The sequence below is a fragment of the Xanthobacter lutulentifluminis genome (assembly GCF_043194675.2).
In the GTDB taxonomy this organism is placed as follows: Bacteria; Pseudomonadota; Alphaproteobacteria; order Rhizobiales; family Xanthobacteraceae; genus Xanthobacter.
On record NZ_CM195525.1, the window covers coordinates 4,370,240 to 4,393,690 of the forward strand.

The 23,451-nt window shown below is 70.1% G+C and carries 25 protein-coding genes and 1 tRNA gene; 16 read left to right on the plus strand and 10 right to left on the minus strand.

What is annotated here, in order from left to right; all coding sequences use genetic code 11:
• Window positions 1-254: 254 nt before the first annotated feature.
• Entirely contained in the window at window positions 255-1,226 is a 972-nt protein-coding gene (gene cbiB / locus V5F49_RS20185; RefSeq protein WP_394115063.1) for an adenosylcobinamide-phosphate synthase CbiB, read from the minus strand.
• Between the two features lie 195 nt (window positions 1,227-1,421).
• On the opposite strand from cbiB, the gene V5F49_RS20190 reads away from it, so the two are divergent.
• From V5F49_RS20190 to V5F49_RS20205, 4 genes are all read left to right on the plus strand, one after another.
• Complete coding sequence (locus V5F49_RS20190; RefSeq protein ID WP_394115064.1) at window positions 1,422-2,195, plus strand: metallophosphoesterase family protein; 774 nt, start codon at window positions 1,422-1,424, stop codon at window positions 2,193-2,195.
• Between the two features lie 408 nt (window positions 2,196-2,603).
• Complete coding sequence (locus V5F49_RS20195) at window positions 2,604-3,623, plus strand: polysaccharide biosynthesis/export family protein (protein WP_394115065.1); 1,020 nt, start codon at window positions 2,604-2,606, stop codon at window positions 3,621-3,623.
• Between the two features lie 270 nt (window positions 3,624-3,893).
• A complete protein-coding gene (locus tag V5F49_RS20200; protein WP_394115384.1) occupies window positions 3,894-5,066 on the plus strand; it encodes a vWA domain-containing protein in 1,173 nt (390 codons plus the stop codon).
• The gene (locus tag V5F49_RS20205) at window positions 5,063-5,668 is read left to right on the plus strand and encodes a hypothetical protein (protein WP_394115066.1); all 606 of its coding nucleotides are present in this window, start codon (window positions 5,063-5,065) and stop codon (window positions 5,666-5,668) included. Before V5F49_RS20200 ends, V5F49_RS20205 begins: the two co-directional genes overlap by 4 nt.
• On the opposite strand, the gene V5F49_RS20210 is transcribed toward V5F49_RS20205, so the two are convergent.
• Entirely contained in the window at window positions 5,654-6,664 is a 1,011-nt protein-coding gene (locus V5F49_RS20210; RefSeq protein WP_394115067.1) for a YcjF family protein, read from the minus strand. The genes V5F49_RS20205 and V5F49_RS20210 overlap by 15 nt on opposite strands.
• 183 nt (window positions 6,665-6,847) lie before the next feature.
• On the opposite strand from V5F49_RS20210, the gene V5F49_RS20215 reads away from it, so the two are divergent.
• From V5F49_RS20215 to V5F49_RS20235, 5 genes are all read left to right on the plus strand, one after another.
• Entirely contained in the window at window positions 6,848-7,579 is a 732-nt protein-coding gene (locus V5F49_RS20215; RefSeq protein ID WP_394115068.1) for a cytochrome c biogenesis CcdA family protein, read from the plus strand.
• Window positions 7,580-7,681: 102 nt separating this feature from the next.
• Window positions 7,682-8,398, plus strand: a complete 717-nt coding sequence (locus tag V5F49_RS20220) for a metal-dependent hydrolase (RefSeq protein WP_394115069.1) — start codon at window positions 7,682-7,684, stop codon at window positions 8,396-8,398.
• A gap of 126 nt (window positions 8,399-8,524) precedes the next feature.
• Window positions 8,525-9,034, plus strand: coding sequence for a pantetheine-phosphate adenylyltransferase (gene coaD, locus V5F49_RS20225; protein WP_394115070.1), 510 nt, complete (start codon window positions 8,525-8,527; stop codon window positions 9,032-9,034).
• Between the two features lie 81 nt (window positions 9,035-9,115).
• Window positions 9,116-9,679 (plus strand): peptidylprolyl isomerase, encoded by a 564-nt coding sequence (locus tag V5F49_RS20230; RefSeq protein ID WP_394115071.1) that lies wholly within the window; start codon window positions 9,116-9,118, stop codon window positions 9,677-9,679.
• Window positions 9,680-9,808: 129 nt separating this feature from the next.
• Window positions 9,809-10,267 carry a peptidylprolyl isomerase gene (locus tag V5F49_RS20235; protein ID WP_394115072.1) on the plus strand — a complete coding sequence of 153 codons (459 nt, stop codon included), beginning with the start codon at window positions 9,809-9,811 and terminating at the stop codon, window positions 10,265-10,267.
• A gap of 87 nt (window positions 10,268-10,354) precedes the next feature.
• On the opposite strand, the gene V5F49_RS20240 is transcribed toward V5F49_RS20235, so the two are convergent.
• From V5F49_RS20240 to V5F49_RS20255, 4 genes are all read right to left on the minus strand, one after another.
• Window positions 10,355-11,125 (minus strand): proteasome-type protease, encoded by a 771-nt coding sequence (locus tag V5F49_RS20240; RefSeq protein ID WP_394115073.1) that lies wholly within the window; start codon window positions 11,123-11,125, stop codon window positions 10,355-10,357.
• 107 nt (window positions 11,126-11,232) lie between these two features.
• Entirely contained in the window at window positions 11,233-12,405 is a 1,173-nt protein-coding gene (locus V5F49_RS20245; protein ID WP_394115074.1) for a GNAT family N-acetyltransferase, read from the minus strand.
• An 82-nt stretch (window positions 12,406-12,487) separates the two neighbouring features.
• Window positions 12,488-13,231: a glycerophosphodiester phosphodiesterase family protein gene (locus tag V5F49_RS20250; RefSeq protein WP_394115075.1), complete on the minus strand. Its 744-nt coding sequence runs from the start codon at window positions 13,229-13,231 to the stop codon at window positions 12,488-12,490.
• A gap of 21 nt (window positions 13,232-13,252) precedes the next feature.
• On the minus strand, window positions 13,253-13,717 hold the full coding sequence (locus V5F49_RS20255; RefSeq protein ID WP_394115076.1) for a RidA family protein: 465 nt from the start codon (window positions 13,715-13,717) through the stop codon (window positions 13,253-13,255).
• A gap of 126 nt (window positions 13,718-13,843) precedes the next feature.
• Between V5F49_RS20255 and V5F49_RS20260 the strand changes: the two genes are divergently transcribed.
• From V5F49_RS20260 to V5F49_RS20290, 7 genes are all read left to right on the plus strand, one after another.
• Entirely contained in the window at window positions 13,844-14,665 is an 822-nt protein-coding gene (locus V5F49_RS20260) for a cell envelope integrity EipB family protein (protein ID WP_394115077.1), read from the plus strand.
• A gap of 4 nt (window positions 14,666-14,669) precedes the next feature.
• The gene (locus tag V5F49_RS20265; protein ID WP_394115078.1) at window positions 14,670-14,966 is read left to right on the plus strand and encodes an acylphosphatase; all 297 of its coding nucleotides are present in this window, start codon (window positions 14,670-14,672) and stop codon (window positions 14,964-14,966) included.
• Window positions 14,967-15,179: 213 nt separating this feature from the next.
• Window positions 15,180-16,697 (plus strand): ArnT family glycosyltransferase, encoded by a 1,518-nt coding sequence (locus V5F49_RS20270; RefSeq protein WP_394115079.1) that lies wholly within the window; start codon window positions 15,180-15,182, stop codon window positions 16,695-16,697.
• Between the two features lie 144 nt (window positions 16,698-16,841).
• The gene (locus V5F49_RS20275; RefSeq protein ID WP_394115080.1) at window positions 16,842-17,555 is read left to right on the plus strand and encodes a glutathione S-transferase N-terminal domain-containing protein; all 714 of its coding nucleotides are present in this window, start codon (window positions 16,842-16,844) and stop codon (window positions 17,553-17,555) included.
• A gap of 78 nt (window positions 17,556-17,633) precedes the next feature.
• Window positions 17,634-19,730, plus strand: coding sequence for a tetratricopeptide repeat protein (locus V5F49_RS20280; RefSeq protein WP_394115081.1), 2,097 nt, complete (start codon window positions 17,634-17,636; stop codon window positions 19,728-19,730).
• Between the two features lie 94 nt (window positions 19,731-19,824).
• Window positions 19,825-19,916: transfer RNA gene (locus V5F49_RS20285), tRNA-Ser, on the plus strand.
• A gap of 172 nt (window positions 19,917-20,088) precedes the next feature.
• Window positions 20,089-21,318, plus strand: a complete 1,230-nt coding sequence (locus V5F49_RS20290) for a tyrosine-type recombinase/integrase (RefSeq protein WP_394115082.1) — start codon at window positions 20,089-20,091, stop codon at window positions 21,316-21,318.
• Window positions 21,319-21,677: 359 nt separating this feature from the next.
• Here V5F49_RS20290 and V5F49_RS20295 read toward each other — a convergent pair whose 3' ends face one another.
• From V5F49_RS20295 to V5F49_RS20310, 4 genes are all read right to left on the minus strand, one after another.
• Window positions 21,678-21,989 (minus strand): hypothetical protein, encoded by a 312-nt coding sequence (locus tag V5F49_RS20295; RefSeq protein WP_394115083.1) that lies wholly within the window; start codon window positions 21,987-21,989, stop codon window positions 21,678-21,680.
• Complete coding sequence (locus tag V5F49_RS20300) at window positions 21,976-22,194, minus strand: hypothetical protein (RefSeq protein WP_394115084.1); 219 nt, start codon at window positions 22,192-22,194, stop codon at window positions 21,976-21,978. The genes V5F49_RS20295 and V5F49_RS20300 overlap by 14 nt, the downstream gene beginning before the upstream one ends.
• A gap of 67 nt (window positions 22,195-22,261) precedes the next feature.
• Complete coding sequence (locus V5F49_RS20305) at window positions 22,262-22,594, minus strand: hypothetical protein (RefSeq protein ID WP_394115085.1); 333 nt, start codon at window positions 22,592-22,594, stop codon at window positions 22,262-22,264.
• Between the two features lie 36 nt (window positions 22,595-22,630).
• On the minus strand, window positions 22,631-23,446 hold the full coding sequence (locus V5F49_RS20310) for a hypothetical protein (protein ID WP_394115086.1): 816 nt from the start codon (window positions 23,444-23,446) through the stop codon (window positions 22,631-22,633).
• Between the last annotated feature and the right edge of the window lie 5 nt (window positions 23,447-23,451).

The window sequence follows — 23,451 nt, forward strand, 5'->3', positions numbered from 1 at the left end:
GAAAGACGGTGCCAGGGCACGCACGTCCCGCGAGCGGCGGGTGCTCCGCTGGCGGCGATCGTTGTCCGCGCCGCGCGCCGGACTAAGGAACGGCGGCGGGACGCGCCGTGTCCCCCGGTCACGCCGCGCGCGCCTGCAGTCCGGGCGGGTGGACGGATCGCACCCAAAGGGGCGTGCTCCCGGTGAACGGGCGGGCGCTGCGGCGCTGTCGCCGGGCGGCGAAGGAGGCTCGTCCGGCGCGCGCCGGCCTGCCGTCAGCCGAGCAGGAACAGGCTGGCGGCGGCGCCGGCCAGGACCAGCAGCACCATCAGCGCATCGGCGCGGCGGTAGAGGCGCAGGGCGGCGCGCACATCGGCGGCGGTGGCCTCTCGCCGGCCGTCGCCCATGTAGGCATCCTGGGTGTAGACGCCGGCATAGACCTTGGGGCCGTTCAGCTTCAGCCCCAGCGCGCCGGCCATGGCCGCCTCCGACCAGCCGGCGTTGGGCGAGCGGTGGCGCGGGGCGTCGCGCAGCATGGCGCGGTGGGCGGCGCGCGGGTCGGCGCCCCTGGTGACGGCGGCGGCGGCGATCAGCAGCGCGCCGGCGATGCGCGAGGCGGGCAGGTTCACGTAGTCGTCGGCGCGGGCGGCGGCCCAGCCGAAGGCGGCGTGGCGCGGCGTCATGTGGCCGATCATGCTGTCGGCGGTGTTGAGGGCCTTGTAGGCCGCGCCGCCGGCGAGCCCGCCGACGCACATCCACAGGGTGGGGGCGACCACGCCGTCGGAGAAATTCTCCGCGAGACTCTCGATGGCGGCGCGGGCGACGCCCTCCATGTCGAGGGTCTGCGGATCGCGGCCGACGATGTGGCTCACCGCCGTGCGGGCCTGATCGAGGTCGCCGCCCTCCAGCGCCTCGGCGACGCGGGCCACGTGCCAGTGCAGCGAGCGCTGGGCGATGAGCGTGCTGCCGATGAGGCCCAGCGCCAGCAGCCCGAAGGGCAGGGGGCGCAGCAGCCCCTCGATGAACCCGGCCGGCAGGGCCGCCGCCATCAGGATGATGGCGACCGCCACCACCCCCATCACCTTGCGCCAGGGCGGCGCGAGGCCGGGCCGGTTCAGGGCGTGGTCCAGCAGCACGATGAGCCGGCCGATCCAGATCACCGGATGGCCGATGCACCGCACCAGCCCCGCCGGATAGCCGAGCACCGCTTCCAGAAGCACCGCCAGTGCCGTGAGATCGAACGCCATCGCCCCGCCTTTGCCCGATCCCGGCTGCATACATGGCTTCGCCGGCCAGCGGCAATGCGGCGGCACTGACGCAGGGTTATTGCAGTGCAGCAAAAACCGGTCGCCACCCCTTCGCGGGCGTGTTAACCTTGGTCTTGTGCTTCGGGCGCCTCCTCCGGGGGCGCGGATTGCGGTTCTGTGAAACGGATTCTGCCCATGCTGAAGCTCCGCCCCGATCCTGCGAGCGGACTGACGGGCCAGCCCCATGCAGCCCCCGGCTGCGCGCCGGTGACCCCGCGCGTTCCCAGGGGCCGGCGGGTGTATGCCGTCGGCGACGTCCACGGCCATGCCAGCCTGCTGGCGCGGATCCAGCAGGCCATCGACGAGGACATGGCGGCCCATCCCGGCGTCGCCGCCGTCGAGGTCTATCTCGGTGACTACGTGGACCGCGGCCCCAATTCCGCCGGCGTCCTCGATGCCCTCATCGCCCGCAAGCTCACCCACAATGCCGTCTGCCTTTCCGGCAACCACGAGGCGGTGATGAAGGAGGCGCTGGCCTCGCCCGAGGCGTTCGCCCGGTGGCTGGGCATGGGCGGCCGGGAGACCGTCACCTCCTATCTCGGCCCGCGCCGCGCCCATGACGAGGCCACCCTGTGGCAGGCCTGGCGCAGCGCCATGCCGCGCGCGCACCTTGCCTTCCTCGATGGGCTGGAGACGCGTTTCGTCTGCGGCGATTACGTCTTCGTCCATGCCGGCGTGCGCCCGGGCGTGCCGCTGGAGCAGCAGAGCGCGGAGGACATGATGTGGATCCGCCGCCCGTTCCTCGATTGCAGCGACTGGCTGGGCCATTGCGTGGTCCATGGCCACACCCCGGGGCGGGAGCCGGAATTCCGCAGCAACCGCATCAACATCGACACCGCCGCCTATGCCACCGGCCGGCTCACGTGCCTCGTGCTGGAGGGGGAGGAGCGATTCCTCATCGCCACCTGAGGAGATCTGCCTGCGGGATGGGCAAGTTGCCCTGTCCACGCGCAGTTTCGCGCTTTGCAACCACCCCCATTCCGCAGTGCACTTTTCAATGGCATCAACGGCTCGCCGCAACGTTGCTGCGATGCCACACGCGGTCCGAAAACCTGGTCGCGCGGCGTGAATCCAGCCCGGCGGAGATAGGCCCGCCGTTTGCCCCCGTGGTAGGTAGGCTGGGTGTGTTCAAGGGGGTGCTGGCCAGTGTTCATTGACCGGAAGAGTTGGGTTCGCGCCCTTCGGTTCGCAGGCTGCGTTGCGGCGGCGGTCGCTCTGGCGGGTTGCAATCTTCTCCCGGCGTCGGGCCCCTACAGCCTCGAGGTCCGCAACCAGCAGACCCCGGATCAGGACGGTGTCGGCTACAAGCTGGTGCCCATGACCGCCGACGTGGTGCGGGTGCTGGCCCAGCTGGACAGCGAGGGCCTGATCGGCACCTTCCGCAACGACCGCCGGCCCATTCCGAGCGTGAAGATCGGCGTGGGCGACGTGGTCGGCGTGGCCATCTTCGAGGCCTCTTCCGGCGGCCTGTTCATCCCGGCCGAGGCGGCGTCCCGCGCCGGCAATTTTGTCGATCTCCCCGACCAGTCGGTGGACATCAACGGCTTCATCTCCGTGCCCTACGCCGGCCAGATCAAGGCCGCCGGCATGATCCCCTCCCAGGTGGAGAAGGAGATCGTCGAGCGCCTGCGCAACCGCGCCATCGAGCCCCAGGCCGTGGTGACCGTGAAGACCCAGCGCTCGAACGCCGTCACCGTCATCGGCGAGCTGGAGACCCCCCAGCGCTTCCCGCTGACCGCCACCGGCGAGCGCATCCTCGACGCCATCAGCCGCGGCGGCATGGCGCAGGCCAAGGGCTATGACCTGTTCGTCACGCTTCAGCGCGGCAACCGGGAAGCCACCATCAGCTTCAACCGCCTGGTGCGCGAGCCTGCCAACAACGTCTACCTGCAGCCCGAGGACACCATCTACGTGTTCAGCCGGCCGCGGACCTTCCTCGCCTTCGGTGCCACCGGCAAGCAGGGGCAGTTCAACTTCGGCAACGACTCCATCAGCCTGAGCGAGGCGGTGGCCAAGGCCGAGGGCCTGCTCGACGCCCAGGCCGATCCGCAGTCCGCCTTCCTGTTCCGCATCGAGAACCGCTCGACGCTGGAGCGCATGGGCGTGGACGTCTCCACCATCCAGGACAAGCGCATCCCCACCATCTACACGGTGAACCTGCGCGAGCCCACCGGCTACCTCCTGTCCACCAAGGTGCCCATGCGCGACAAGGACATCCTCTACGTGGGCAATGCCGGCTCGGTGGAACTGACCAAGTTCCTCAATCTGGTGCTGCTCGGCGCCTCCACGGTCCGCGAGATCGCCGAAAGCAACTCCTACCTCTACGGCCCGAACTGACGCGGGTCCGGCCCGCCGGATCGCACCCGTCGCCTCCTGAGAAAGCCGCGCCCCCTCCCGGGCGCGGCTTTTTCGTGCGGGCAGGGCGCCTCGGGCGCCCCCCTGTCCGGGCGCCGGGCCGGGCGGGCGGCGCGGGCGGCGGAGGGAAACCGGGCGCGCGGGATGCGGGGCACGCGGCTTGCGGTGCGCTGCGGCGCAGCTATCCTCGGGTGACAGCACGGACGCCGGCGCGGCATGCGCCAGCCGAACCCGAACACGAGAAAGGTGCCGATGTTCATCGCCTTCTTCGAGGCGCTCAAGGCGGCCGGCGTTCCGGTCTCGGTGCGCGAATACCTCACGCTGATGGAGGCCATGAACCGCGACCTGGCTGCCCGCCAGGTGGACGCCTTCTATTATCTGGCCCGCGCCAGCCTGGTGAAGGACGAGCGCCACCTCGACCGGTTCGATCAGGTTTTCGGCCGCTGCTTCAAGGGCTTGCAGTCTGCGCTCGGGGAGGAGGGGGCGTCCATTCCCGAGGACTGGCTGCGCAAGCTCACCGAGAAGCACCTGACCGAGGAGGAGAAGGCCCAGATCGAGGCTCTCGGCGGGCTCGACAAGATACTGGAAACGCTGAAGAAACGTCTTGAGGAGCAGAAGGGGCGCCATCAGGGCGGGTCGAAATGGATCGGCACCGGCGGCACCTCCCCCTTCGGCGCCTATGGCTACAACCCCGAGGGCGTGCGCATCGGCCAGGAGGGCAACCGCAGCTTCCGCGCGGTCAAGGTCTGGGACAAGCGTGAATTCAAGGACTTGGACGATCAGGTCGAGCTCGGCACCCGCAACATCAAGGTCGCCCTGCGCCGCCTGCGCAAGTTCGCCCGCATCGGCGCGGCGGAGGAGCTGGACCTTGACGGAACCATCCGCGAGACTGCCCGGCAGGGATATCTCGACGTGCGCCTGCGGCCGGAGCGACGCAACGCGGTGAAAGTGCTGTTGTTCCTCGACGTGGGCGGGTCCATGGACTGGCACATCGCCCAGTGCGAGGAGCTGTTTTCCGCCGCCCGTGCAGAATTCAAGCACCTGGAGCACTTCTATTTCCACAACTGCGTCTACGAGGACGTGTGGAAGACCAACGTACGCCGCCATTCCGAGCGTATTCCGCTGTTCGACGTGCTTCACACCTATGGCCATGACTACAAGTTGATCTTCGTGGGCGATGCTTCCATGGGGCCGTACGAGATCATGTATTCCAACGGCTCCGTGGAACATAACAACGCCGAGCCGGGCAAGGTGTGGATGGACCGCCTGACCACCACCTACCCCAAGGCCGTGTGGCTCAATCCCCTGCCGGAAACCCGCTGGGGCTACACGGAATCCATCCGCCTCATGCGCCACCTCATGGAGGACCGCATGTTCCCGCTGACCGTCGAGGGCATCGATGCCGCCATGCGGGAGCTGACGTGAACGGGATGGAGACCGGGGCGGCCGAGGGTCCTGCCTATGCCTGCCTGCCCCGCCTGGGCGGCGCTGGCGTGCGCCTGTCCCTGACCCCGGCGGGCCTTGCGCCGGCGGCGCTGGACTGGTCGGTGGGCCCCCGCGAGGGCCGCCTGCCGCTGAAGGACGTGACCGCCGTGCGGTTGCGCTTCCTGCCCGCCAAGTTCGCCAGCCGCAGCTTCGAGATGGAGATCGCCGGGCGCGACGGCACGCGGCTGAAGGTGGGCTCGGCCTCCCGCATCTCCCTCACCGGCGTGCGCGACCAGGGGCCGGAATATGCCGCCTTCGTGCGTGCCTTCCACGCCGCGCTGGCGCGGAGCCCGGGCGAGCGGACGTTCCGCGGCGGCTACGGGGCGCTGCGCTTCTGGGTGATGGTGGCGGTCGGGCTCGCCGCGCTGGCGGGGCTGCTGGCGGTTCTGGGTTTCGCCATCGCCGAGCGGCAGTGGAGCTTCGCCCTGTTCCTCGCCGCGCTCGGCGCCTTCGTGGTGGCGCCGACGGTGGAGACAGTGTGGCGCAACCGCCTGGTCACCTACACGCCAGACGCGCTTCCGCCCCACCTATTGCCGGCGTGAAGCCTCCGCCTCCTCCTCCGCCTTGCGCAGGAGGCCGGTGGCCACATCGGCGAGGCGGGGGGCGGGCAGGGCGGCGAACGGCAGGGGCCGGGTGACGGCAATGGCGGCAAGGCCGAGCCGCGCCGTGAGCAGCCCGTTCACCACGCCCTCGCCCAGCCGCGCCGAGAGCCGGGCGGCGAGGCCCTGTCCCACGATCTGCTGCACCAGCGTGTCGCCGGCCGCCATGCCGCCGGTGATGGCGAGGTGACCAAGCACATGCCGCACCAGCCGGATGGTGCCGAGCGTGCCCGGCCGGCCGCCATAGAGCAGCGCGAGGCGGCGCATCAGCATCACGGCATTGTAGAAGACGAAGGCGAGGTCCACCGCCGCGCGGGGCGAGACGGCGGTGACCACGGAGACGTTGCGCGCGGCGTCGGAGACCATCTGCCGCGCCCGGGCATCGAGGCCGGCCATCAGCGTCCGCTCGGTGAGACGCACCAGATCGGCCCCGTCGATGATGCCGCTCAGGTGCCCTTCGAGATCGGCGCGCGCACGCGCCAGCACCGGCGTTTCGGCGGACAAGCGCAGCACCTCGCGGGCGACGCCTTCGGCCAGCCCGCGGTCGTCGGCGGCGATGGCCTCCTCGGCTCGGGCGCGAATGTGGTCGAGCCGGGTGAGGCGCGCCAGCCCCGCGATCTCGCGGGCGGCGATGGCGAGAGCGGCCAGCACCAGCGCCAGCGTGAGGGCAAGGCCCACGTAGCCGAGCCAGGGCGCACGGGCGAACAGGTCGTCCACCAGCCGGCTCAGGCCCACATAGGCCGCAAGGCTCAAGACGCCGCCCAGCGCGGACCAGAACAGGGCGCCCAGCGACATGCCCCAGCCCCGGCGGGCCGGCGCGGGGGCCGGCACAAGCAGGGCCGGATCGGGATCGACCGGCTCGGGCGGGGCGAGGGTGATGTCCGCCTCGTCGAGGCGGAACACCTGCGGCCGGCGGGGGGAGGGGCGCTCGTCGCTCATGGTCCCTGAGATGTCCCTGCCGCACGACGGGCGCAACCCCCGGCCGGCCAGAATAGCGGGCGGCGGGTCGCCGTCGCTGCCCTCACAAGCCGGCGAGCGCGGCGATGTGTGGCTTGCCCGCCGGCGCCGGCCGGCCCATGAGAGCCGGACCAGACGACGAGACGGGAGCCGCGATCCTTCCCCATGGCCGATGTGACCCTGCCTGCCGCCTTCGCCGCCGGCCTCGTGAGCTTCGTCTCGCCTTGCGTGCTGCCGCTGGTGCCGCCCTATCTGTGCTTCCTCGGCGGCGCGACGCTCGATGATCTCGCCGGCGCCGAGCCGGTGAAGGAGGTGGCGCGGCGTGCCATGGTGGGGGCGCTGCTGTTCGTGGCGGGCTTCTCGGTGGTGTTCGTCGCGCTGGGGGCGGGGGCCTCGGCCATCGGCGACCTGCTGCGCGCGCATCTGGAGGTCCTCTCCATCATCGCCGGGCTCGCCATCATCGTGATGGGGCTGAACTTCCTCGGCGTGTTCCGCATCCACCTGCTGCACCGCACCGCGCGGCCGCACGTGCACCAGCCCACCGGCCTGTGGGGCGCATTCGTGATGGGCCTTGCCTTCGCGTTCGGCTGGACGCCCTGCCTCGGCCCGGTGCTCGGCGCCATCCTCGCGGTGGCGGGCTCGGAGGCGACGGTGTCCAAGGGGGCGCTGCTGCTCGCCGTCTATTCGCTCGGCCTCGGAGTGCCGTTCCTGCTGGCGGCCATGGCGGTGCGGCCGTTCCTGCGCAGCCTCGTGCATGTGCGTAAGGCGCTGCCGATGGTGGAGAAGGCCATGGGCGCGCTGCTGGTGCTCACCGGCATCGCCTTCATGTCCGGCTGGATCGCCCATGTGAGCTACTGGCTGATCGAGGCCTTCCCCGCGCTCTCCACCCTGGGCTGAGGCGCGGCGGCGCGGGCTTTTGTCCCCGTTGCGCCCGGCGGGGGCTTCCGGAATACTCCCGCCCCGATCGCATCCAGCGCAGCCAAGGGGCGCAGTTCTCCCATGAAGATCACCTGGTTCGGCCATGCCGCGTTCCGACTCGACTTCGCGGACAAGGCAGTGCTCATCGACCCCTTCTTCACCGGCAACCCGAGCTTCCGCTCCACCGTGGAGGAAGCCGCCCGCGGGGTGACGCACATCCTGCTCACCCACGGCCATGGCGACCATATCGGCGACACCGTCTCCATCGTCGAGGACGCCGCCGACGCCAGCCGGTCCCTGCCGGTGGTGGCCAATCCGGAGCTGTGCGCCTACCTCGCCGCCAAGGGCGCGGGCGATGCCGGGCAGATGATGAACACCGGCGGCACCATCGACCTCGGCGGCTTCACCGTGACCATGGTGCGCGCGGACCATTCCTCGGGCGGGCCGGCCGCGCCCTCCGAATATCTCGGCAATCCCACGGGCCTCATCGTGAAGGCGCCGGGCGAGCCCACCGTCTGGCACATGGGCGATACCGACATCTTCTCGGACATGGCGCTGCTGTGCGAGATCCACCAGCCCAAGGTGGTGCTGATCCCCATCGGCGACCGCTTCACCATGGGTCCGGAAGTCGCCGCGCTGGCGGTGAAGCGCTTCCTGCCCGGCGTCGAGGTGGTGGTGCCCATCCACTACGCCACCTTCCCCATCCTGGTGCAGGATGCCTCCGCCTTCGTGGCGGCGCTGGAAGGCCATCCGGTGAAGGTGGTGGTGCCGGAAAGCGGCGGCTCGTTCGAGGTGTGATCTTGCGGGGGCCGTCCGCCGGCCCCCGTTTCCCGCGCCCGGCCCCGCGTCCCGCCGGTTGCGTCGCGGCGCGCGGACCGCTACCCCTTGGCGCCCCGGGACCGACGCCCCAACGAGAGACGCCTCATGAGCGCCCACACGCCCCGCACCGCCATCTACGGCGGCTCGTTCGATCCGCTGACCAACGGCCACCTGGACGTGGTGCGCTCCGCCTGCCGCCTGGCCGACCGGCTGGTGATCGCCGTGGGCATCCATCCCGGCAAGGCGCCGCTGTTCTCGGCCGAGGAACGGCTGGAGATGATCCACGCCGTCTGCGGGCCGGTGGCGGCCGAGGAGAATGCGACGCTGGAGGCGGTCACCTTCTCTGATCTCATCATCTCCACCGCCGCGCGGCTGGGCGCCACCCTGCTCATCCGTGGCCTGCGCGATGGCACCGATCTCGATTACGAGATGCAGATGGCGGGCATGAACGGCACCCTCGCTCCCGCCATCCAGACCGTGTTCCTTCCCGCCTCGCCGCGCGTGCGCCCCATCACCGCCACGCTCGTGCGCCAGATCGCTTCCATGGGCGGGGATGTCTCCGCCTTCGTGCCGCCGCAGGTGCTGGAGCGCCTGCAGGCCAAGTTCCAGCGCTGATTCCCGCGCCTGCCGGCGGTGCCGCCGCCGCGCTCGCGCCGACCCACGCCCCCGTCCGGGGCCGTTTCGCAGGAGTTTTTCATGCCGCGCCTCATCGGCCGCCTCGTCGCCGCTGCGCTCCTCGCCTTCGCCTTCGCGCTGCCGGCGGCGGCGCAGACCAAGCCGGACCCGCAGAACACCCTCTATCTCGAGACGCCGTATGGCCGGGTCGTCATCCAGCTGCGTCCGGATCTCGCGCCCCAGCACGTGGAGCGTCTGAAGACGCTGACCCGCGAGGGTTATTACAACAACGTGCCGTTCCACCGAGTCATCGATGGCTTCATGGCCCAGACCGGCGACGGCCAGTTCGGCAATGGCACCGGAGGCTCCAAGTATCCCAACCTGCCGGCGGAGTTCTCCTCCGTGCCGTTCAAGCGCGGCGTGGTGGGCATGGCGCGGGCGTCCTCGCCCAACAGCGCCAACTCGCAGTTCTTCATCATGTTCGACGAGACCCCGAGCCTGAACGGCCAGTACACCGTGGTCGGCCAGGTGGTGTCGGGCATGGAGTTCGTGGACAAGATCAAGAAGGGTCCGTCCTCCGCCAACGGCGCGGTCTCGAACCCGGACAAGATCGTGAAGATGCAGGTCGCCGCCGACGCCAAGTGAGTGCCGGTCCGGGTGGACAGCCCGAGTGCGCGAAATCCCCCCGGCGAGCCGGGACAGTGAGGCAGCCCGGCGCGTCCGGGCCCATGCGGCGGCCGCCCGAGGACGGCGCCGCCTGAAAGGATGAGGTCCATGAGTGAAGAGGTTCTGGTTCTCGAAACCACCAAGGGACCGGTGACCATCGCGTTCCGTCCCGATCTGGCGCCCGGCCACGTGGCCCGCATCAAGGAGCTGGTGTCGCAGGGCTTCTATGACGGCGTGCCGTTCCACCGCGTCATCGAGGGCTTCATGGCCCAGACCGGCGATCCGACCGGCACCGGCATGGGTGGCTCGGGCAAGAAGCTGAAGGCCGAGTTCAACGCCCAGCCCCACGTGCGCGGCACCTGCTCCATGGCCCGCGCGCAGAACCCGGATTCCGGCGACAGCCAGTTCTTCATCTGCTTCACCGATGCCCGCTTCCTGGACCGTCAGTACACGGTGTGGGGCGAGGTGATCGAGGGCATGGAGAACATCGACCTGATCAAGCGCGGCGAGCCGGTCCGCGATCCCGACAAGATCGTCTCCGCCAAGCTCGCCCCCAAGGCGGCCTGAGCTGCGGCCTGTCCGCCAGGACGGTGCCTGAAACACGAAGGGCGTCCCGCGGGACGCCCTTTTTTCATGCCGCCGGTACGCCTGCCGTCAGACCTCGTTCACCACCCGCGGCCGGGCATTCTTGAGGTACGGCGGCTTCGGAATCGATGAATGGGCCGAGCGCAGCGCCGCCGACCAGCGCTCGCGCAGGTCATGGAAATAGGGCTCGCCCGGCTCGATGCGATAGACCAGCTCGGAGCGCAGCGCTTCGGGCGCCACCACCAGCACGTCGATGGGCAGGCCGACCCCGAGGTTCGAGCGCATGGTCGAATCCATGGAGATCAGGCTCGATTTCAGCGCTTCCGACAACTCCATGTCATAGTTCACGGCGCGGTCCAGCACCGGCTTGCCATACTTGTGCTCGCCGATCTGCAGGAACGGGGTGTCCTGCGTGCACTCGATGAAATTGCCGGCGGAATAGACCATGTACAGCCGCAGGCTGTCGCCGGCGATCTGGCCGCCGAGCAGGAACGACACGTCGAAGCTGACGTTGGTCTGCTCCATGAACGCGCCGTTGAGCCGGTGCACCTGGCGGATGGCGGTGCCCACCAGCTGGGCCGCCTGGAACATGGTGCGACAATCCCGCAGCTGCTTGCGCTCGCCGGCTTCGTGGTCCTCCACGCCCTCGTGCAGCATGCTCACCACCGACTGCGAGACCGACAGGTTGCCGGCGGTCGCAAGGCCGAGCACATGGTGGCCCGGCTCCTCGAACATGTGGAGCTTGCGGAAGGTGGAAATGTTGTCGAGGCCGGCATTGGTCCGGGTGTCGGCGATCAGCACCAGCCCGTCCCGCACCAGAACCCCACAGCAATACGTCATTGCAAACCCCCGGTTTCGCGGGCGCGACTATAGCGATGGGCCGCCGCGACGGGCAACGCCGGATGCGGCCGGGCGGGCCGAGGGGAGCGAAGTGTTGCCGGCGCTCCTCAGTCCTGCTCGTCCTCGTGGCAGCGGCGGAACGGTCCGAGCTCGGTCAGGATCGCCGCGTCCTCCTCCACGAAGGCCCGCTCGCGCTCGAGGAACTGTGCCACCGCACGCTCCAGCCCGCGATGCACGATGTAGTGGGCGGAATGGGTGGTGGTGGGAAGATAGCCACGCGCCAGCTTGTGCTCGCCCTGGGCGCCCGCCTCCACCACCGTGAGTCCGCGGGCGATCGCGAAGTCGATGGCCTGGTGGTAGCAGACCTCGAAATGCAGGAACGGGTGGTGCTCGATGGCGCCCCAGTAGCGGCCGTAGAGCGTGTCCTCGCCGATGAAGTTGAGCGCGCCGGCAATGTAGCGGCCGTCCCGCCGGGCCATCACCAGGAGGATGCTCTCGGGCATCCGCTCGGCCACCAGGGTGAAGAACTGGCGGTTGAGATAAGGCGAGCCCCACTTGCGCCCGCCGGTATCCAGATAGAAGGCGAAGAACGCATCGAGTGCCTCCTGCGTCAGCTCCCGCCCGGTGAGCCACTCGATGGAGATGCTTTCGGAGAGCGCCTCGCGCCGTTCCTTGCGCAGGGCCTTGCGCTTGCGCGAGGCGAGGGCGCCGAGGAAATCCTCGTAGCTGGCGTATCCGGCGTTGGTCCAGTGGAACTGCCGGTCGGTGCGCGGCAGGAATCCGAGACCGGACAGTGTTTCCCATTCCGCCTGCGTGGCGAAGGTGACGTGGGCGGAGGAGGCGCCGCGCAGCCGCACCAGCTCGCGCAGCCCGGCGGCAAGCGCTGTGGGCGCCGCGGGGTCGGCCGGATCGCGCGCCAGCAGCCGGCGCCCGGTGACCGGCGTGAACGGCACCGCCACCTGCACCTTGGGGTAATAGTCACCCCCCGCGCGTGCGAACGCCTCGGCCCAGCCGTGGTCGAACACGTATTCCCCGCGGGAATGGGATTTCAGATAGGCGGGAGCGACCGCAGCGGCATGCCCGTCGGCGCCGTCCAGCACCAAATGCTGCGGCAGCCACCCGGTGCGCGCGGCGGCGCAGCCGGATTCCTCCAGCGCGGACAGGAAAGCATGGGAGACGAACGGTTCCGGCCGCGCCGCGCCACCGGCCGCGCACGCGTCCCATTCGGCCGCCTTGATTTCGGAGAGGGCTGGCAGGATGCGAATGCGGGCGTCGGGCATTCCGCTAATTTGTGCGCAGCACATCACCCTGCCCACCGCGACAGGATGACGCATCAGGCCGATGCGCCACGGCGGCCACGCCTCAGGGCCGAAATCCCTCGAACACCATCTGGTCGGCGCCGTCGACGGCGCGGGCACGGTCCGCCGGGGTGCGCACGGTCCAGGCCAGCACCGGCATGCCGAGGGCGCGGGCGAGGCGCACCGGCGGCCGGGCGAGATCGGCGACGCGGTAGTTGATGAACTGGAAGCGGGAGCGCGGCCAGTGGAGGAGATTGGCGAGGGCGAAGCTGCGGGCGGAGGTCATGCCCGGCCAATGCTCCGGTGCGTAATGGCCCTCCGCCACGATGCCGCGCGCCACATGCGGCGCCAGCCGGCGCAGCTCCACCAGCACGCACGGATCGAACGACATCAGCGCCGCCGGCCCGCCATAGGCCGCCACCAGAGCCGCGGCACGGGCGGTGAGCCGCATGTCGCCGCTGAAGTCGCTCTTGATCTCGATGACGAGCGGCACCCGCCCCGCCACCCGCGCGAGCAGGGCGGGCAGGGTGAGGATCGGATCGGCCGTCCCGCGCAGGGTCAGGCCCGCAAGCTCGGCCGCAGGGCGGGCGGCGAGGGGGCCGCTCTCGCCGGTCAGCCGGTCGAGGGTGAAGTCGTGGAACACCATGGCCTCGCCATCGGCGCTCATCTGGACATCGAGCTCGATGGCATAGCCGGCGTCCACCGCCGCATCGATCGCGGAGCCGGAATTTTCCAGAATGCCCCGCGCTGCGTCATGCAGGCCGCGATGGGCCACCGGGCGCGCGGTGAGCCAGGCGAGATCAGCCATGGCCGGGCCTCCGCCGCCGCGTCAGGCGACTTCCACGATGGCTTCCACCTCCACCGCCACGTCAAACGGCAGGCCGCCGACGCCGACGGCGGAGCGGGCATGGCGGCCCTTGTCGCCCAGCACGTCCACGAACAGGTCGGAGCAGCCGTTCACCACCTTCGGATGGTCGGTGAAGTCGGCCGTGGCGTTGACGAAGCCCACCAGCTTCACCACCCGCACCACCTTGTCGAGATCGCCGACGGCGGCCTTCACCTGGGCGAGGATGTTGATGGCGCACAGGCGCGCGGCGGCGCGGCCGGCCTCGACGTCCACCCCGGCGCCGAGCTTGCCGGCGATCGCCTTGCCGCTCGCGTCGATGGAAACCTGGCCGGAGACGAAGAGCAGGTTGCCGGTGCGCGCCACGGGCACATAATTGGCGAGGGGCGGGTTGGGAGTCGGCAGGACGATGCCCAGTTCGGCGAGCCTGGCGTCGACGGTCGAGGTCATGGAGGTCTCCTGCCACACGGTGTGCGCAATTGGGCTTTCCTCTTCGCCGAACCGCCGTCCCCGCGCAAGCCGGCCCCTTGCATCCCGCCCCCGTCCACCGGTGCCGCGCATCAGGAGCTTTCCGCCATGTCCCGACCCTTCCGCCTCGCACCGGCCGCGGCGCTCGCTCTGGCCTGTCTCGTCGCGGTGCCCGCCGGGGCCACGGCGCTGCTGCCGCACAAGGCCGCCTACCGGCTGTCGCTCGACGGCTCGAAGCCATCCGGCCAGCTCGAGGAGCTGAGCGGCGAGATCCGATACGAGATCACCGGCGACGCCTGCACCGGCTTCACCACCGACACGCGGCAGGCCAGCATCGGTTCCACCGGCGAGGGCGATCCGGTGCGCCAGTCTGTCACTTCCAAGTCGTGGGAGGACGGGGAGGGGAAGTCCTATCGCTTCACCTCGGTCTCCTCCTCCAGCGAGGGCGACGAGAAGGTGGAGGCGACGGTGGAGCGGCAGGGCCGGGAGGCGCTGAAGGTCACCGTCATCCAGCCCGACCCCGGATCGTTCGACCTGAAGGGCGATATCCTGCTGCCCACGGAGCATGTGCGGCGCGTGCTGGCGGCCGCGGCGGCAGGGGACACGACGCTCCAGGCGCGGGTCTATGACGGCGCCAGCGATCCGGCCAAGGTCTACGACACCCTCGCCATCATCGGCCGCCCCAGCACCGACGAGAGTCGCCTCGCCGCCCCGGCGCGGGAAGCGCTCAAGGGCGTGACCTTCTATCCGGTCACGGTCAGCTATTTCGAGGGCGGCGGCGTGGACCGCTCGCCGGCCTATGTGATGAGTATGTCGCTCTATGAGAACGGCGTCGTCGGCGGGCTGAAGATCGATTACGGCCGCTTCGCCCTGGTCGGCGCCATGGCCAGCTTCGAGGCGCTGCCGGCCCCCGGTGGCTGCTCCAACTGAGGCGATGGCCATGCGCTACGTGCATGTGATGCTGCGCGGGCGGGTGCAGGGCGTGGGCTACCGCAACTGGTGCTTCCACGCGGCCGGCGCGCGCGGGCTGAAGGGCTTCGTGCGCAACCGGCGCGACGGCGCGGTGGAGGCGGTGTTCGCCGGTCCGGCGGCGGCGGTGGATGCCATGCTGGCCGACTGCCGATCCGGGCCTCCGGGCGCGCGGGTCGACGACATGCTGGTCCATGAGGCCTCGGAGGCCGCCCTTGCCGCCGGCGGGCGGGACCAATTCGCCGTGCTGCCGACGCTCTAGAGGTGGCCGCCATTGCCCCTGATGTCGGCGCGCGGCGCGCATCTCCCGCGCCAGGGCCCTGCGTCCAGCTTCCCCCGCCCGGGCGGCTCGCCTCCGCGGCCCGTCCCGGCGTCTCGCCCAGCCTGCCCGCCTTGCCTGCCCGCCCAGGTGGTGCGCCCAGGTGGCGCGCGGGGACTGGCGCGTCTATAGAGGCCCCCGCATGAGGAGCGTGCCGTGACCCACACCTATCTCCACCGCGAGGCCGACGCGGCCGTCCCCGCTGCTGTGCCCTTCTGGGCGCGACCGGAAGGCGTCGCCGCAATCGTCGGCCTGTGGGCGCTGCTGCACGCGCTGGTGGCGGTGCTGTTCGAGACGGCGGTGAATGCCGACGACGCCATCGAGAGCTATCTCGTGCAGTCGCTGGAGCTGTCCTACGTCCCGCGCAATCCGCCGCTGTTCGACTGGCTGCTGTACGGTCTGCAGAAGGTGGTCGGCACCGGGCTCGTGGGCTTCGCGGTGCTGCGCTATGCGCTGCTGTTCGCCTGCGCCATGCTGGTCTACCGCATCGCCCGGCGGATGATCGCCGATCCGCGGCTGCAGGCGCTCGCCACCTTCTCGCTCTCTGCCATCTGGGTCATCGGCTATCACAGCCACCGCATCCTCACCCATTCCAACGTGATGATCGTCGCCATCGCCGGCGCGTTCCTCACCCTGATGGCGCTGGCGCGCCGCCCCTCGGTCGGCCTGTATGCCGGTCTCGGCGCGTGGATCGCGGCCGGGCTTCTGGGCAAGTTCGGTTTCGTGGCGTTCCTCGGCGTGGTGCTGGTGGCCTGCCTGCTGGAGCCCAGCTACCGGCGGGTGATTCTCGATCGCCGCATCTTCGTCACGGTGCTGGTGGCGGCGGTGCCGCTCGGCATCTACGGCTGGGCGCTCATGCACTACGGGCAGGACGTGGTGCAGGCCACCGCCCACACCATCGGCGCCACCGGCGCGCGGTGGGACGAGGTCATCACCTCGGTCATCGGGGCGCTCGCCGGCTATGTGCTGCCGCTGGCGCTGCTGATGGCGGTGGTGTTCCTGCCCTACAACCGCGGCGCCGGCGCGATGCCGGACGCCGAGCGGGCGGCCGGGCGGCGCGTGCTGCGCACGCTGATCGTGCTCGGCATCCTCATCACGCTGGTGTCCACGCTGGCGGTGGGGGCCACCACCCTGCGCGACCGCTATTTCCACGTGTTCCTGCTGCTGCTCCCGGTCTATCTGTTCGCCGAGCTGGAGCGCCTCGGCGGCTGGCAGCAGCGGGTGTCCATCTATCTCGGCCTGCTGGCGGCCATCGCGGTGGGCGTGCTCATCACCCGCATCGCGGTGCCGCTCTGGCCCGACCCGCGGCTGTGCGGGCGCTGCATGGCAGCCGAGCCGCTGCAGAAGTTCCAGGCGGCGGTGACGCTGAAGCTCGGCGACGCGCCGACCCTGGTGGCCGACGACCGCACCTCGGCCGGGCGCCTGCGGGCCGCCGTGCCGGGCGCGCGGGTGGTGATCGAGCGGGAGTTCCAGTATCGCCCGCCGCCGCGCGAATCGACCGGCTGCGCCCGTGTGACCGGCGTGGTGAACGGCCTGCCGCAGCCGCTGCTGCCGCCGGCCGACCGCAACACCATCGAGATGTCGGTGAAGTGGTGGTCGCCCATGATGAAGCCCCGCCGCATCAGCGACTGGCAGTTCACCATCCTGCCGCCCGACGATCCGCTCTGCCGCTGATTTCCGCAGCCCCGCGCGCGGGAGAACGGGCCGCGAGGCGAGGTGACCGGCCGGTCGCAATGCGGGTCGGCACCCCCTTGCCCTGTGACGGCCCTGTGTCTACCTCTAGCCTCCGGCCGTGCGACCGGCCGCAGGGAGCGCACCATGGCCGCAGTCCAGTCCTCGCCCATCGAGCTTCATTACTGGCCCACCCCCAACGGATGGAAAATCGCCATCATGCTGGAGGAGTGCGGGCTGCCCTACGAGGTGAAGCTCGTGAACATCGGCAAGGGCGACCAGTTCAAGGCCGATTTCCTCGCCGTCTCGCCGAACAACAAGATCCCCGCCATCATCGATCCGGACGGACCGGACGGGGCGCCCATCTCGGTGTTCGAATCCGGCGCCATCCTGCAGTATCTCGGCCGCAAGACCGGCCTGTTCTACCCCGCCGACGAGCGCGGCCGGGTGGAGGTGGACCAGTGGCTGTTCTGGCAGATGGGCGGCCTCGGCCCCATGGCCGGGCAGGCGCACCACTTCCGCATCTACGCCCCCGAGAAGATCCCTTACGCCGTCGAGCGCTACACCAACGAGGTGCATCGCCTGTATGGTGTCATGAACACCCGCCTGAAGGACCGCGAGTATCTCGCCGGCGCCTATTCCATCGCCGACATCGCCTGCATCGGCTGGGCGAAGCTGTGGGAGCGGCAGGGCCAGCACATCGAGGAGTTTCCCCACCTCAAGGCCTGGCTCGACCGCGTGCTCGCCCGCCCGGCGGTGCAGCGTGGCCTCGCCGTCAGCGCCGAGCAGCGCCAGAACGTGGACCTTTCCAAGGACAAGGAAGCCCAGAGCGTCCTGTTCGGCCAGCGCGCCCGCTCCTGACCGCCGGCCATCCGCCCATCGCCCGACGCGCGGCGATGGGATAAGGGTGGTGCTGCCCCGATGTGGCAAGGAGTTGCGATGGCCGAGGACGTGCGCACCGATTTCGCCCGCGGCGCCGCCCTGCATCGGCAGGGGCAGCTGGACGAGGCGATCGACATCTACCGGCGCCTGCTGAAGCGTCGGCCGGGCCTGTTCGAGGTGGAGCGCCTGCTGGTGTTCGCCCAGCTTCAGGCGGGCCGGGTGAAGCAGGCCCACACCGCCGCCCGCAAGGCGCGGCAGAGCCATCGCGGCAATCCCCACGCCCACGTGCTCTATGGCGCGACCCTGCAGGCGGAGAAGAAGTTCGCCGAGGCGCTCGTCGCCTTCGAGCAGGCCTGCGCGCTCGATCCCGGCCTGATGGAGGCGCACTACCTCGCTGGCAACATGCTCGCCAGCCTGGAACGCCACGCCGAGGCGGCGCAGCGCTTCTCGCAGGTGATCGACCTGGACGCCCGCGCGGTTGAGGCAGTGGCCAATCGGGCCGCCGCCCTCATCCGGCTTGATCGGCGGGAGGAAGCGCTCGCCGACCTCGCGCGCCTGTGCGAGCTGCAGCCCTGGGACCCCGCCCACCAGCTGGCGCGCGGCGCGCTGCTGCTGGATCTCGGCCGCCCGGCCGATGCCCTGGCCGCCGCGGCCGTCGGCCTCGCGCTGAAGAAGGACCTGCCGGACGCGCATTTTCTGAAGGGGCGGGCCCTGCTCGCCCTCGGAGACACGGCGCCGGCGAGCGCTGCCTTCCACGCCGCGCTCGCCGGCGCGCCCGGACGGCCTGCGTTCCGGTCGGCGCTCGATGAGCTGGAGCGAGCGTCCCCGGCACCGGGGGCAGGCCCCATGGAACCGGACGCGGCGGAGGCCGAGGGAGCGGCGCTGCACGTCGACCTGCCGCAAGACGCTGAAACCTCGTCGTCCACCGGTTCGCCCGAGGCGGCGTGCGCCTCCGCCGTAGGCGATGCGGGCGACGAGGCCGGCGCAGTCGCGCCCGCGCCGGAGCCTGCTGCCACCGGGCCGACCGAGCCTGTGTTGTCTCAGGATGAAGGGGCCGTCGCGACGCCTGTCGCCTCTGCTCCGGCGCAGCGCGAACCGCAGCCCGAGGGGGATGAGACCGCCGTGGCGCAGACGGACGCTCGCCCCGTCGTCTCGCCTCCGCCGGGCGCCGCCCCGATCGTGGCCCCGCAATCCGGCGCTCCGGCTTCGGCTGATGGCCCGCGCGACGATGCCGCGCGCCACCGGCTGGCGCTGGAGGCGCTCGCCGACGGGCGCTGGCGTGAAGGGTGGGCGGGCTTCGAGGCCCGTGCCGCACGGCCGGACCATCCGCCGCTGCCCTTTCCCCGCTGGGACGGGATCACCGGCGCGACCACGCTGATCGTGGCGGGGGAAGGGGACGCCGGCGAGCAATTGCTGTTCGCGCGGCTGCTGCGCGTGCTGGCCGATCGCGGCCTGCCGGCGCGTCTGCTCACCGGGGCCGACACCGTTCCGCTGCTGTCGCGCATCGATGCGAGGGTGCCGGTTGCGGCTGATCTGGCGGGCGTCGATGTGCGTGAGCGTGGCCTGCGCTGGGTGCCGCTTGCCAGCCTGCCCGGCCTCGTCGCTCCCGATCCGGCGCTGTGGCCGCGTCCCCCGTTCCTGACGCCCGATCCCGCGCGGATCGCCCACTGGCGCCATGTGCGCGCGGACGCGTTCACGCTGGGGCTGGCCTGGGGCGGCGATGCCGCCCTGCTCGCCGCGCTCCTTTCCGCATGCGCGCCGCTGGCGCAGCTGGAGAGTGTGGCACTGGTCGCGCTGGATGCCGGCCCGCAAGCCGAGGCGCAGCTCGACGCCGCCCCGCTCGGTGGCCAGGTGGCGCGGATCGGTCCGGACTGGGGGCAGGGCGACCGGCTGGTCGATACGGCCGCGGTCATCCAGCATGTGGATCTGGTGGTGACCGGCGATGGCCCGGTCGCCCACATCGCCGGCGCACGGGCCCGTCCTGCCATCGTCGGCCTCGCCGGCGCCACGCACTGGTGCTGGGGGCGGGACGGGGCTGCGAGCGCCTTCTATCCCGCGCTGGAGCTGGTGCGCGCGGGCGAGGGCGGCACGACGGCCGACCTCGCGACCGCCCTGCGCGGGGCCCTCGCCGCCCGCCGGCCCGCGCCGCGCTGACACCCGCGCCGCGCGCAGCCGTCACATTTGCGGAGGGTAGGTGCGTCGGGTGTCTTGCAAAGGCGACGGGGGTCCGGCATAGGGGAGGGGTGCTGGAGACGTGGCCGAGAGGCTGAAGGCACTCGTTTGCTAAATGAGCAGACCCCCAAAAGGGTCTCGAGGGTTCGAATCCCTCCGTCTCCGCCAATTGCCTGTTTCAGGACATCCCCAAAAGCCCCAGAATGTAACGCCCGCAAGGCTTTTCATCGCCCCATGTGTTTCCGTGTGTCTCGCCTTGTACCCCTATAGCGCCGTTTTGCGTTGGGATGGGCGTTAGGGCAGAATCCGGCGCGTCCAGCCCGCCCCAACGGAGACCCATATGGCCGTCGCCCTGAACCGCCTGAACGCCCGGCAAGTCCAGACAATCAAAGAGCCGGGCCGGCACGCGGATGGCGGCGGACTTTATCTAGTTGTGGATAAGTCGGGCGCCCGGCGATGGGTGTTTTTGTTCCGCTGGAAGGCCACCCCAACGGAGCGGGGCACCGGGAAGCTACGCGAAATGGGCCTAGGTAGCGCCATAAGCGTTTCCCTTGCGGCAGCCCGCGAGGCTGCCGCCAAGGTGCGGGAACAGATTGCCGCCGGGGTCGATCCCATCGCGGCCTCACGCGACGCCAAGGCGGCGGCATCGGTCCCGACCTTCGGGGAGGTTGCGGAGGCGCATATCGCCGCGATGGCACCGGCTTGGCGGAACTCCAAGCACCTTGCGCAATGGCGCTCCACCCTCAGTCTGGAGCGCAGCGAGGATGGCGCCTATCTGGCCACCGGCTATTGCGCCGGCATCCGAGACAAGGCCGTTGACCAGATCACAACCGAGGACGTGCTGGCGATCCTGACGCCCATATGGGCGGACAAGAACGAGACTGCCTCCCGCGTGCGGGGGCGGATCGAGGCCGTTCTGGATGCCGCCAAGGCCAAGGGCCTGCGCACCGGGGAGAACCCCGCGCGCTGGAAAGGACACCTCGCCCTGACGCTGCCCAAGCGGCAGAAGCTCCAGCGGGGCCACCATGAGGCGTTGCCCCATGCTGCCGTTCCCGGTTTCGTGAAGCGGCTTCGCCTTGTTCGCGGCATGAGCGCATTCGCTCTTGAGTTCGCGGTCCTGACGGCCGCGCGCTCCGGCGAGGTCCGGGGCGCCCGGTGGTCCGAGATTGACCTGAAAGAAAAGCTCTGGACCGTTCCGGCGGCGCGGATGAAGGCGGGCCGGGAACACCGCGTGCCGCTCTGTGACCGGGCCGTGGCGATTCTGGAGACGCTTGCCCAGCTGGATCATGGCCCGGAGGATTTTGTGTTTCCCGGTCAACGAAAGGGTGCGCCGCTCAGCGATATGTCGCTTACTGCGCTCCTGCGCAGGTTGAAGGTGGATGCGACCGTGCATGGCTTCCGGTCGTCGTTCCGGGACTGGGCTGGCGACCACACCACGTTCCCCCGCGAGGTCGCCGAGGCGGCGCTGGCGCACGCGGTGGGGGATGCGACCGAGGCGGCGTACCGGCGGGGCGACGCGCTGGAGAAGCGCCGGCAGATGATGGACGCGTGGGGGGAATTCGTTTGCTAGGCGTGCGGGCCTTGGCCTTTGCCTGAGGGGAGAGGCTCGCGACCGCGAGATGGCGCTCCACAGTCTTGCGCGGCATCCCGAGGTCGCGGGCGGTCTGGCTGATGCCGCCCTTATTCCCGCGCCCGGCTCCCACCTTGGAAAATTGGCCATCTTGGCCAATTTTACCCCGCCGCTCCCCCACGATCGTGGCCCAAGCCACCACGAGGTCCGCGCGTTCGAGGCCATCGAGTTCCCGGCGGTGCATGGTCCCGCCGATGAATCGGAGACATAGGCATAAAAAAACCCTCGCGGATTGCACCGCGAGGGAGTTTCACTGAGGAACCAACGCCAATCGGTTCATCTCTAATATAGTCGCGACATCAATGCCGCACAATGCTTGCGAGCCGCTCCAGAATGACTTTTCTGAGTTCAGCCATCGGGGCGGATTGCTCTTCCGGCGTGAGTCGAACACCTCGGAATTGTGCGTAGTCGATCAGCTGGGCACGGCTGAGGCTGGATTCGCGGGAGCGGTGGTATGAGTCCTCCAGCCCCGCGAGGTCGGCGGCCTCCTCCGCTTCCTCGTCCACCTCGCCGGGATCGACGGGCACCGGGGCGTCCTCTTCGTCGTCCTGCTGCGCATGGCGGGCGCGGACGGCCGCCAGCGCGTCCGCGAGACGGTCAATGCTTCCCATTGTGGAACTCCGCAATGTACTGGCGCAGGCCGGGAATTCCATCGGGGCCATTCACAACGGACGCGCCCTTGCGGGGCGGGCGCTTGGCAGGCTGGGCGCGAACTGCCGCGAGGGCCTCGGTGAGGCTGGCGGGCCGGGGCTTCTCGGCGGTGTGCTGGCCGCGCACCTGCCGCAGGGCGGCGGCGAGGTCGTCGGGATCGCTCATGATTGCTCCTGATATTTGAGAAGGGGGGAGCCGGCGCTTAGCGCGCCGGCCCATTCGATGCTGATGCTCAGGTCAGGGACCACGCGACCTTCGCGCCGGGCGGCGCCACGATCCGGTGCGTCATGCCACCCCGCAACCAGCGGCGCGCGGCGGGATCGCGAGCGTCGGGATTCTTGCCAACCGCAATGTAAAGATCATCCTGAATGCCAAGATGAATCAGTACATGTGGCTGCGCGGCCGGAACACCATCATCGAGTGGCGCCGCGTTGACAGTAACGCCACTCGTGACGCCGGGAGGCGGATTGATGGCTTCACTCCAAAACAATGTTTCATGCACAAATCCGGCAGACAGTGGCAAAGTTCTGTCAACTGGCATTTCGCACTCAACGATCACGAACATGTTTTCGCCCTTTCAGTTGTTTGATGTGGCGGGTGATTATTCAGCGGCCTCGGCGGTCCCCGCGAGCGGCAGAAGCTCCGTGACCGGCGAGGGGGTGGGGACCGGCGCGGCGTGGAGGTCCGGCAGGGTCATGTCGGCGAGGCGCGCCCCATATGCGGGCGGGCACCACGGCTCGCGCTTCACGCGGCGCATCTTCACGAGCTGGCAGGCCACCGGGCGGGGGCCGAACGACGATTCCGCGTACAGGGCGCCTCGTTTGCCCTCCCGCCGAGTGACGCGAGCCGCGTCCACCGGGGTGCCGGCGGAGGTAACCCACTGATCGATCAGCTCTTCCGAGACGATGCGCTCGGGCGTGGCGGGCACGTCGCGAACCGCTTCGGTTTCGAGGAGCCGCGTGGCACCCGCCGGCAGATCGCCGTTCGCAATCGCGGCGAGGCGGTCGGCCTCCCCCACCAGCTCCCGGAGGCGGATCAGTTCCGCCACAGCGATAGGGTACTTGGCGAGCAGGTCGGACCGAGCGGCATTTTGAGCGGCTACAGCCTTCTCGTAGGCGGAGCGGCGGGCGGCCTCGGCTTCTTCGGCTTCCGTCGCCGCGAATTTGCTGGCGAGCACCTCGCGGGCCTGCTTCGCATAGGACAGGCGCTCCGCCGCCAAGCGGGCGGCGGAGCGGTGCGCGGACACGCCGGCTTCGCCGCTCAGAACTGCATCAGGCAGCCGCGCTGCCACGGCCTTCACCTCGGCCTCGGCGGCCTCCACCTCGGCGTCCGCCCTCGCGATGAGCGTCGTGATCTGCGAGGCCGTGGGCGCCTTGGTTCCCCGGAAAGTCTTCGCGATAGAATCAAAAATGTTCATCTGCA

Excerpts from the sequence above, each read along its gene's own strand:
- V5F49_RS20220 (WP_394115069.1), top strand. The coding sequence starts at position 7,682 with ATGAAGATCACCTGGTTCGGCCATGCCGCGTTCCGACTCGACTTCGCG.
- V5F49_RS20200 (WP_394115384.1), top strand. The coding sequence starts at position 3,894 with ATGTTCATCGCCTTCTTCGAGGCGCTCAAGGCGGCCGGCGTTCCGGTC.
- V5F49_RS20275 (WP_394115080.1), top strand. The coding sequence starts at position 16,842 with ATGGCCGCAGTCCAGTCCTCGCCCATCGAGCTTCATTACTGGCCCACC.
- V5F49_RS20310 (WP_394115086.1), bottom strand. The coding sequence starts at position 23,446 with ATGAACATTTTTGATTCTATCGCGAAGACTTTCCGGGGAACCAAGGCG.
- coaD (WP_394115070.1), top strand. The coding sequence starts at position 8,525 with ATGAGCGCCCACACGCCCCGCACCGCCATCTACGGCGGCTCGTTCGAT.
- V5F49_RS20215 (WP_394115068.1), top strand. The coding sequence starts at position 6,848 with ATGGCCGATGTGACCCTGCCTGCCGCCTTCGCCGCCGGCCTCGTGAGC.
- V5F49_RS20250 (WP_394115075.1), bottom strand. The coding sequence starts at position 13,231 with ATGGCTGATCTCGCCTGGCTCACCGCGCGCCCGGTGGCCCATCGCGGC.
- V5F49_RS20280 (WP_394115081.1), top strand. The coding sequence starts at position 17,634 with ATGGCCGAGGACGTGCGCACCGATTTCGCCCGCGGCGCCGCCCTGCAT.
- V5F49_RS20255 (WP_394115076.1), bottom strand. The coding sequence starts at position 13,717 with ATGACCTCGACCGTCGACGCCAGGCTCGCCGAACTGGGCATCGTCCTG.
- V5F49_RS20240 (WP_394115073.1), bottom strand. The coding sequence starts at position 11,125 with ATGACGTATTGCTGTGGGGTTCTGGTGCGGGACGGGCTGGTGCTGATC.
- V5F49_RS20235 (WP_394115072.1), top strand. The coding sequence starts at position 9,809 with ATGAGTGAAGAGGTTCTGGTTCTCGAAACCACCAAGGGACCGGTGACC.
- cbiB (WP_394115063.1), bottom strand. The coding sequence starts at position 1,226 with ATGGCGTTCGATCTCACGGCACTGGCGGTGCTTCTGGAAGCGGTGCTC.
- V5F49_RS20290 (WP_394115082.1), top strand. The coding sequence starts at position 20,089 with ATGGCCGTCGCCCTGAACCGCCTGAACGCCCGGCAAGTCCAGACAATC.
- V5F49_RS20195 (WP_394115065.1), top strand. The coding sequence starts at position 2,604 with ATGACCGCCGACGTGGTGCGGGTGCTGGCCCAGCTGGACAGCGAGGGC.
- V5F49_RS20260 (WP_394115077.1), top strand. The coding sequence starts at position 13,844 with ATGTCCCGACCCTTCCGCCTCGCACCGGCCGCGGCGCTCGCTCTGGCC.
- V5F49_RS20265 (WP_394115078.1), top strand. The coding sequence starts at position 14,670 with ATGGCCATGCGCTACGTGCATGTGATGCTGCGCGGGCGGGTGCAGGGC.
- V5F49_RS20295 (WP_394115083.1), bottom strand. The coding sequence starts at position 21,989 with ATGGGAAGCATTGACCGTCTCGCGGACGCGCTGGCGGCCGTCCGCGCC.
- V5F49_RS20190 (WP_394115064.1), top strand. The coding sequence starts at position 1,422 with ATGCTGAAGCTCCGCCCCGATCCTGCGAGCGGACTGACGGGCCAGCCC.
- V5F49_RS20245 (WP_394115074.1), bottom strand. The coding sequence starts at position 12,405 with ATGCCCGACGCCCGCATTCGCATCCTGCCAGCCCTCTCCGAAATCAAG.
- V5F49_RS20230 (WP_394115071.1), top strand. The coding sequence starts at position 9,116 with ATGCCGCGCCTCATCGGCCGCCTCGTCGCCGCTGCGCTCCTCGCCTTC.
- V5F49_RS20305 (WP_394115085.1), bottom strand. The coding sequence starts at position 22,594 with ATGTTCGTGATCGTTGAGTGCGAAATGCCAGTTGACAGAACTTTGCCA.
- V5F49_RS20300 (WP_394115084.1), bottom strand. The coding sequence starts at position 22,194 with ATGAGCGATCCCGACGACCTCGCCGCCGCCCTGCGGCAGGTGCGCGGC.
- V5F49_RS20210 (WP_394115067.1), bottom strand. The coding sequence starts at position 6,664 with ATGAGCGACGAGCGCCCCTCCCCCCGCCGGCCGCAGGTGTTCCGCCTC.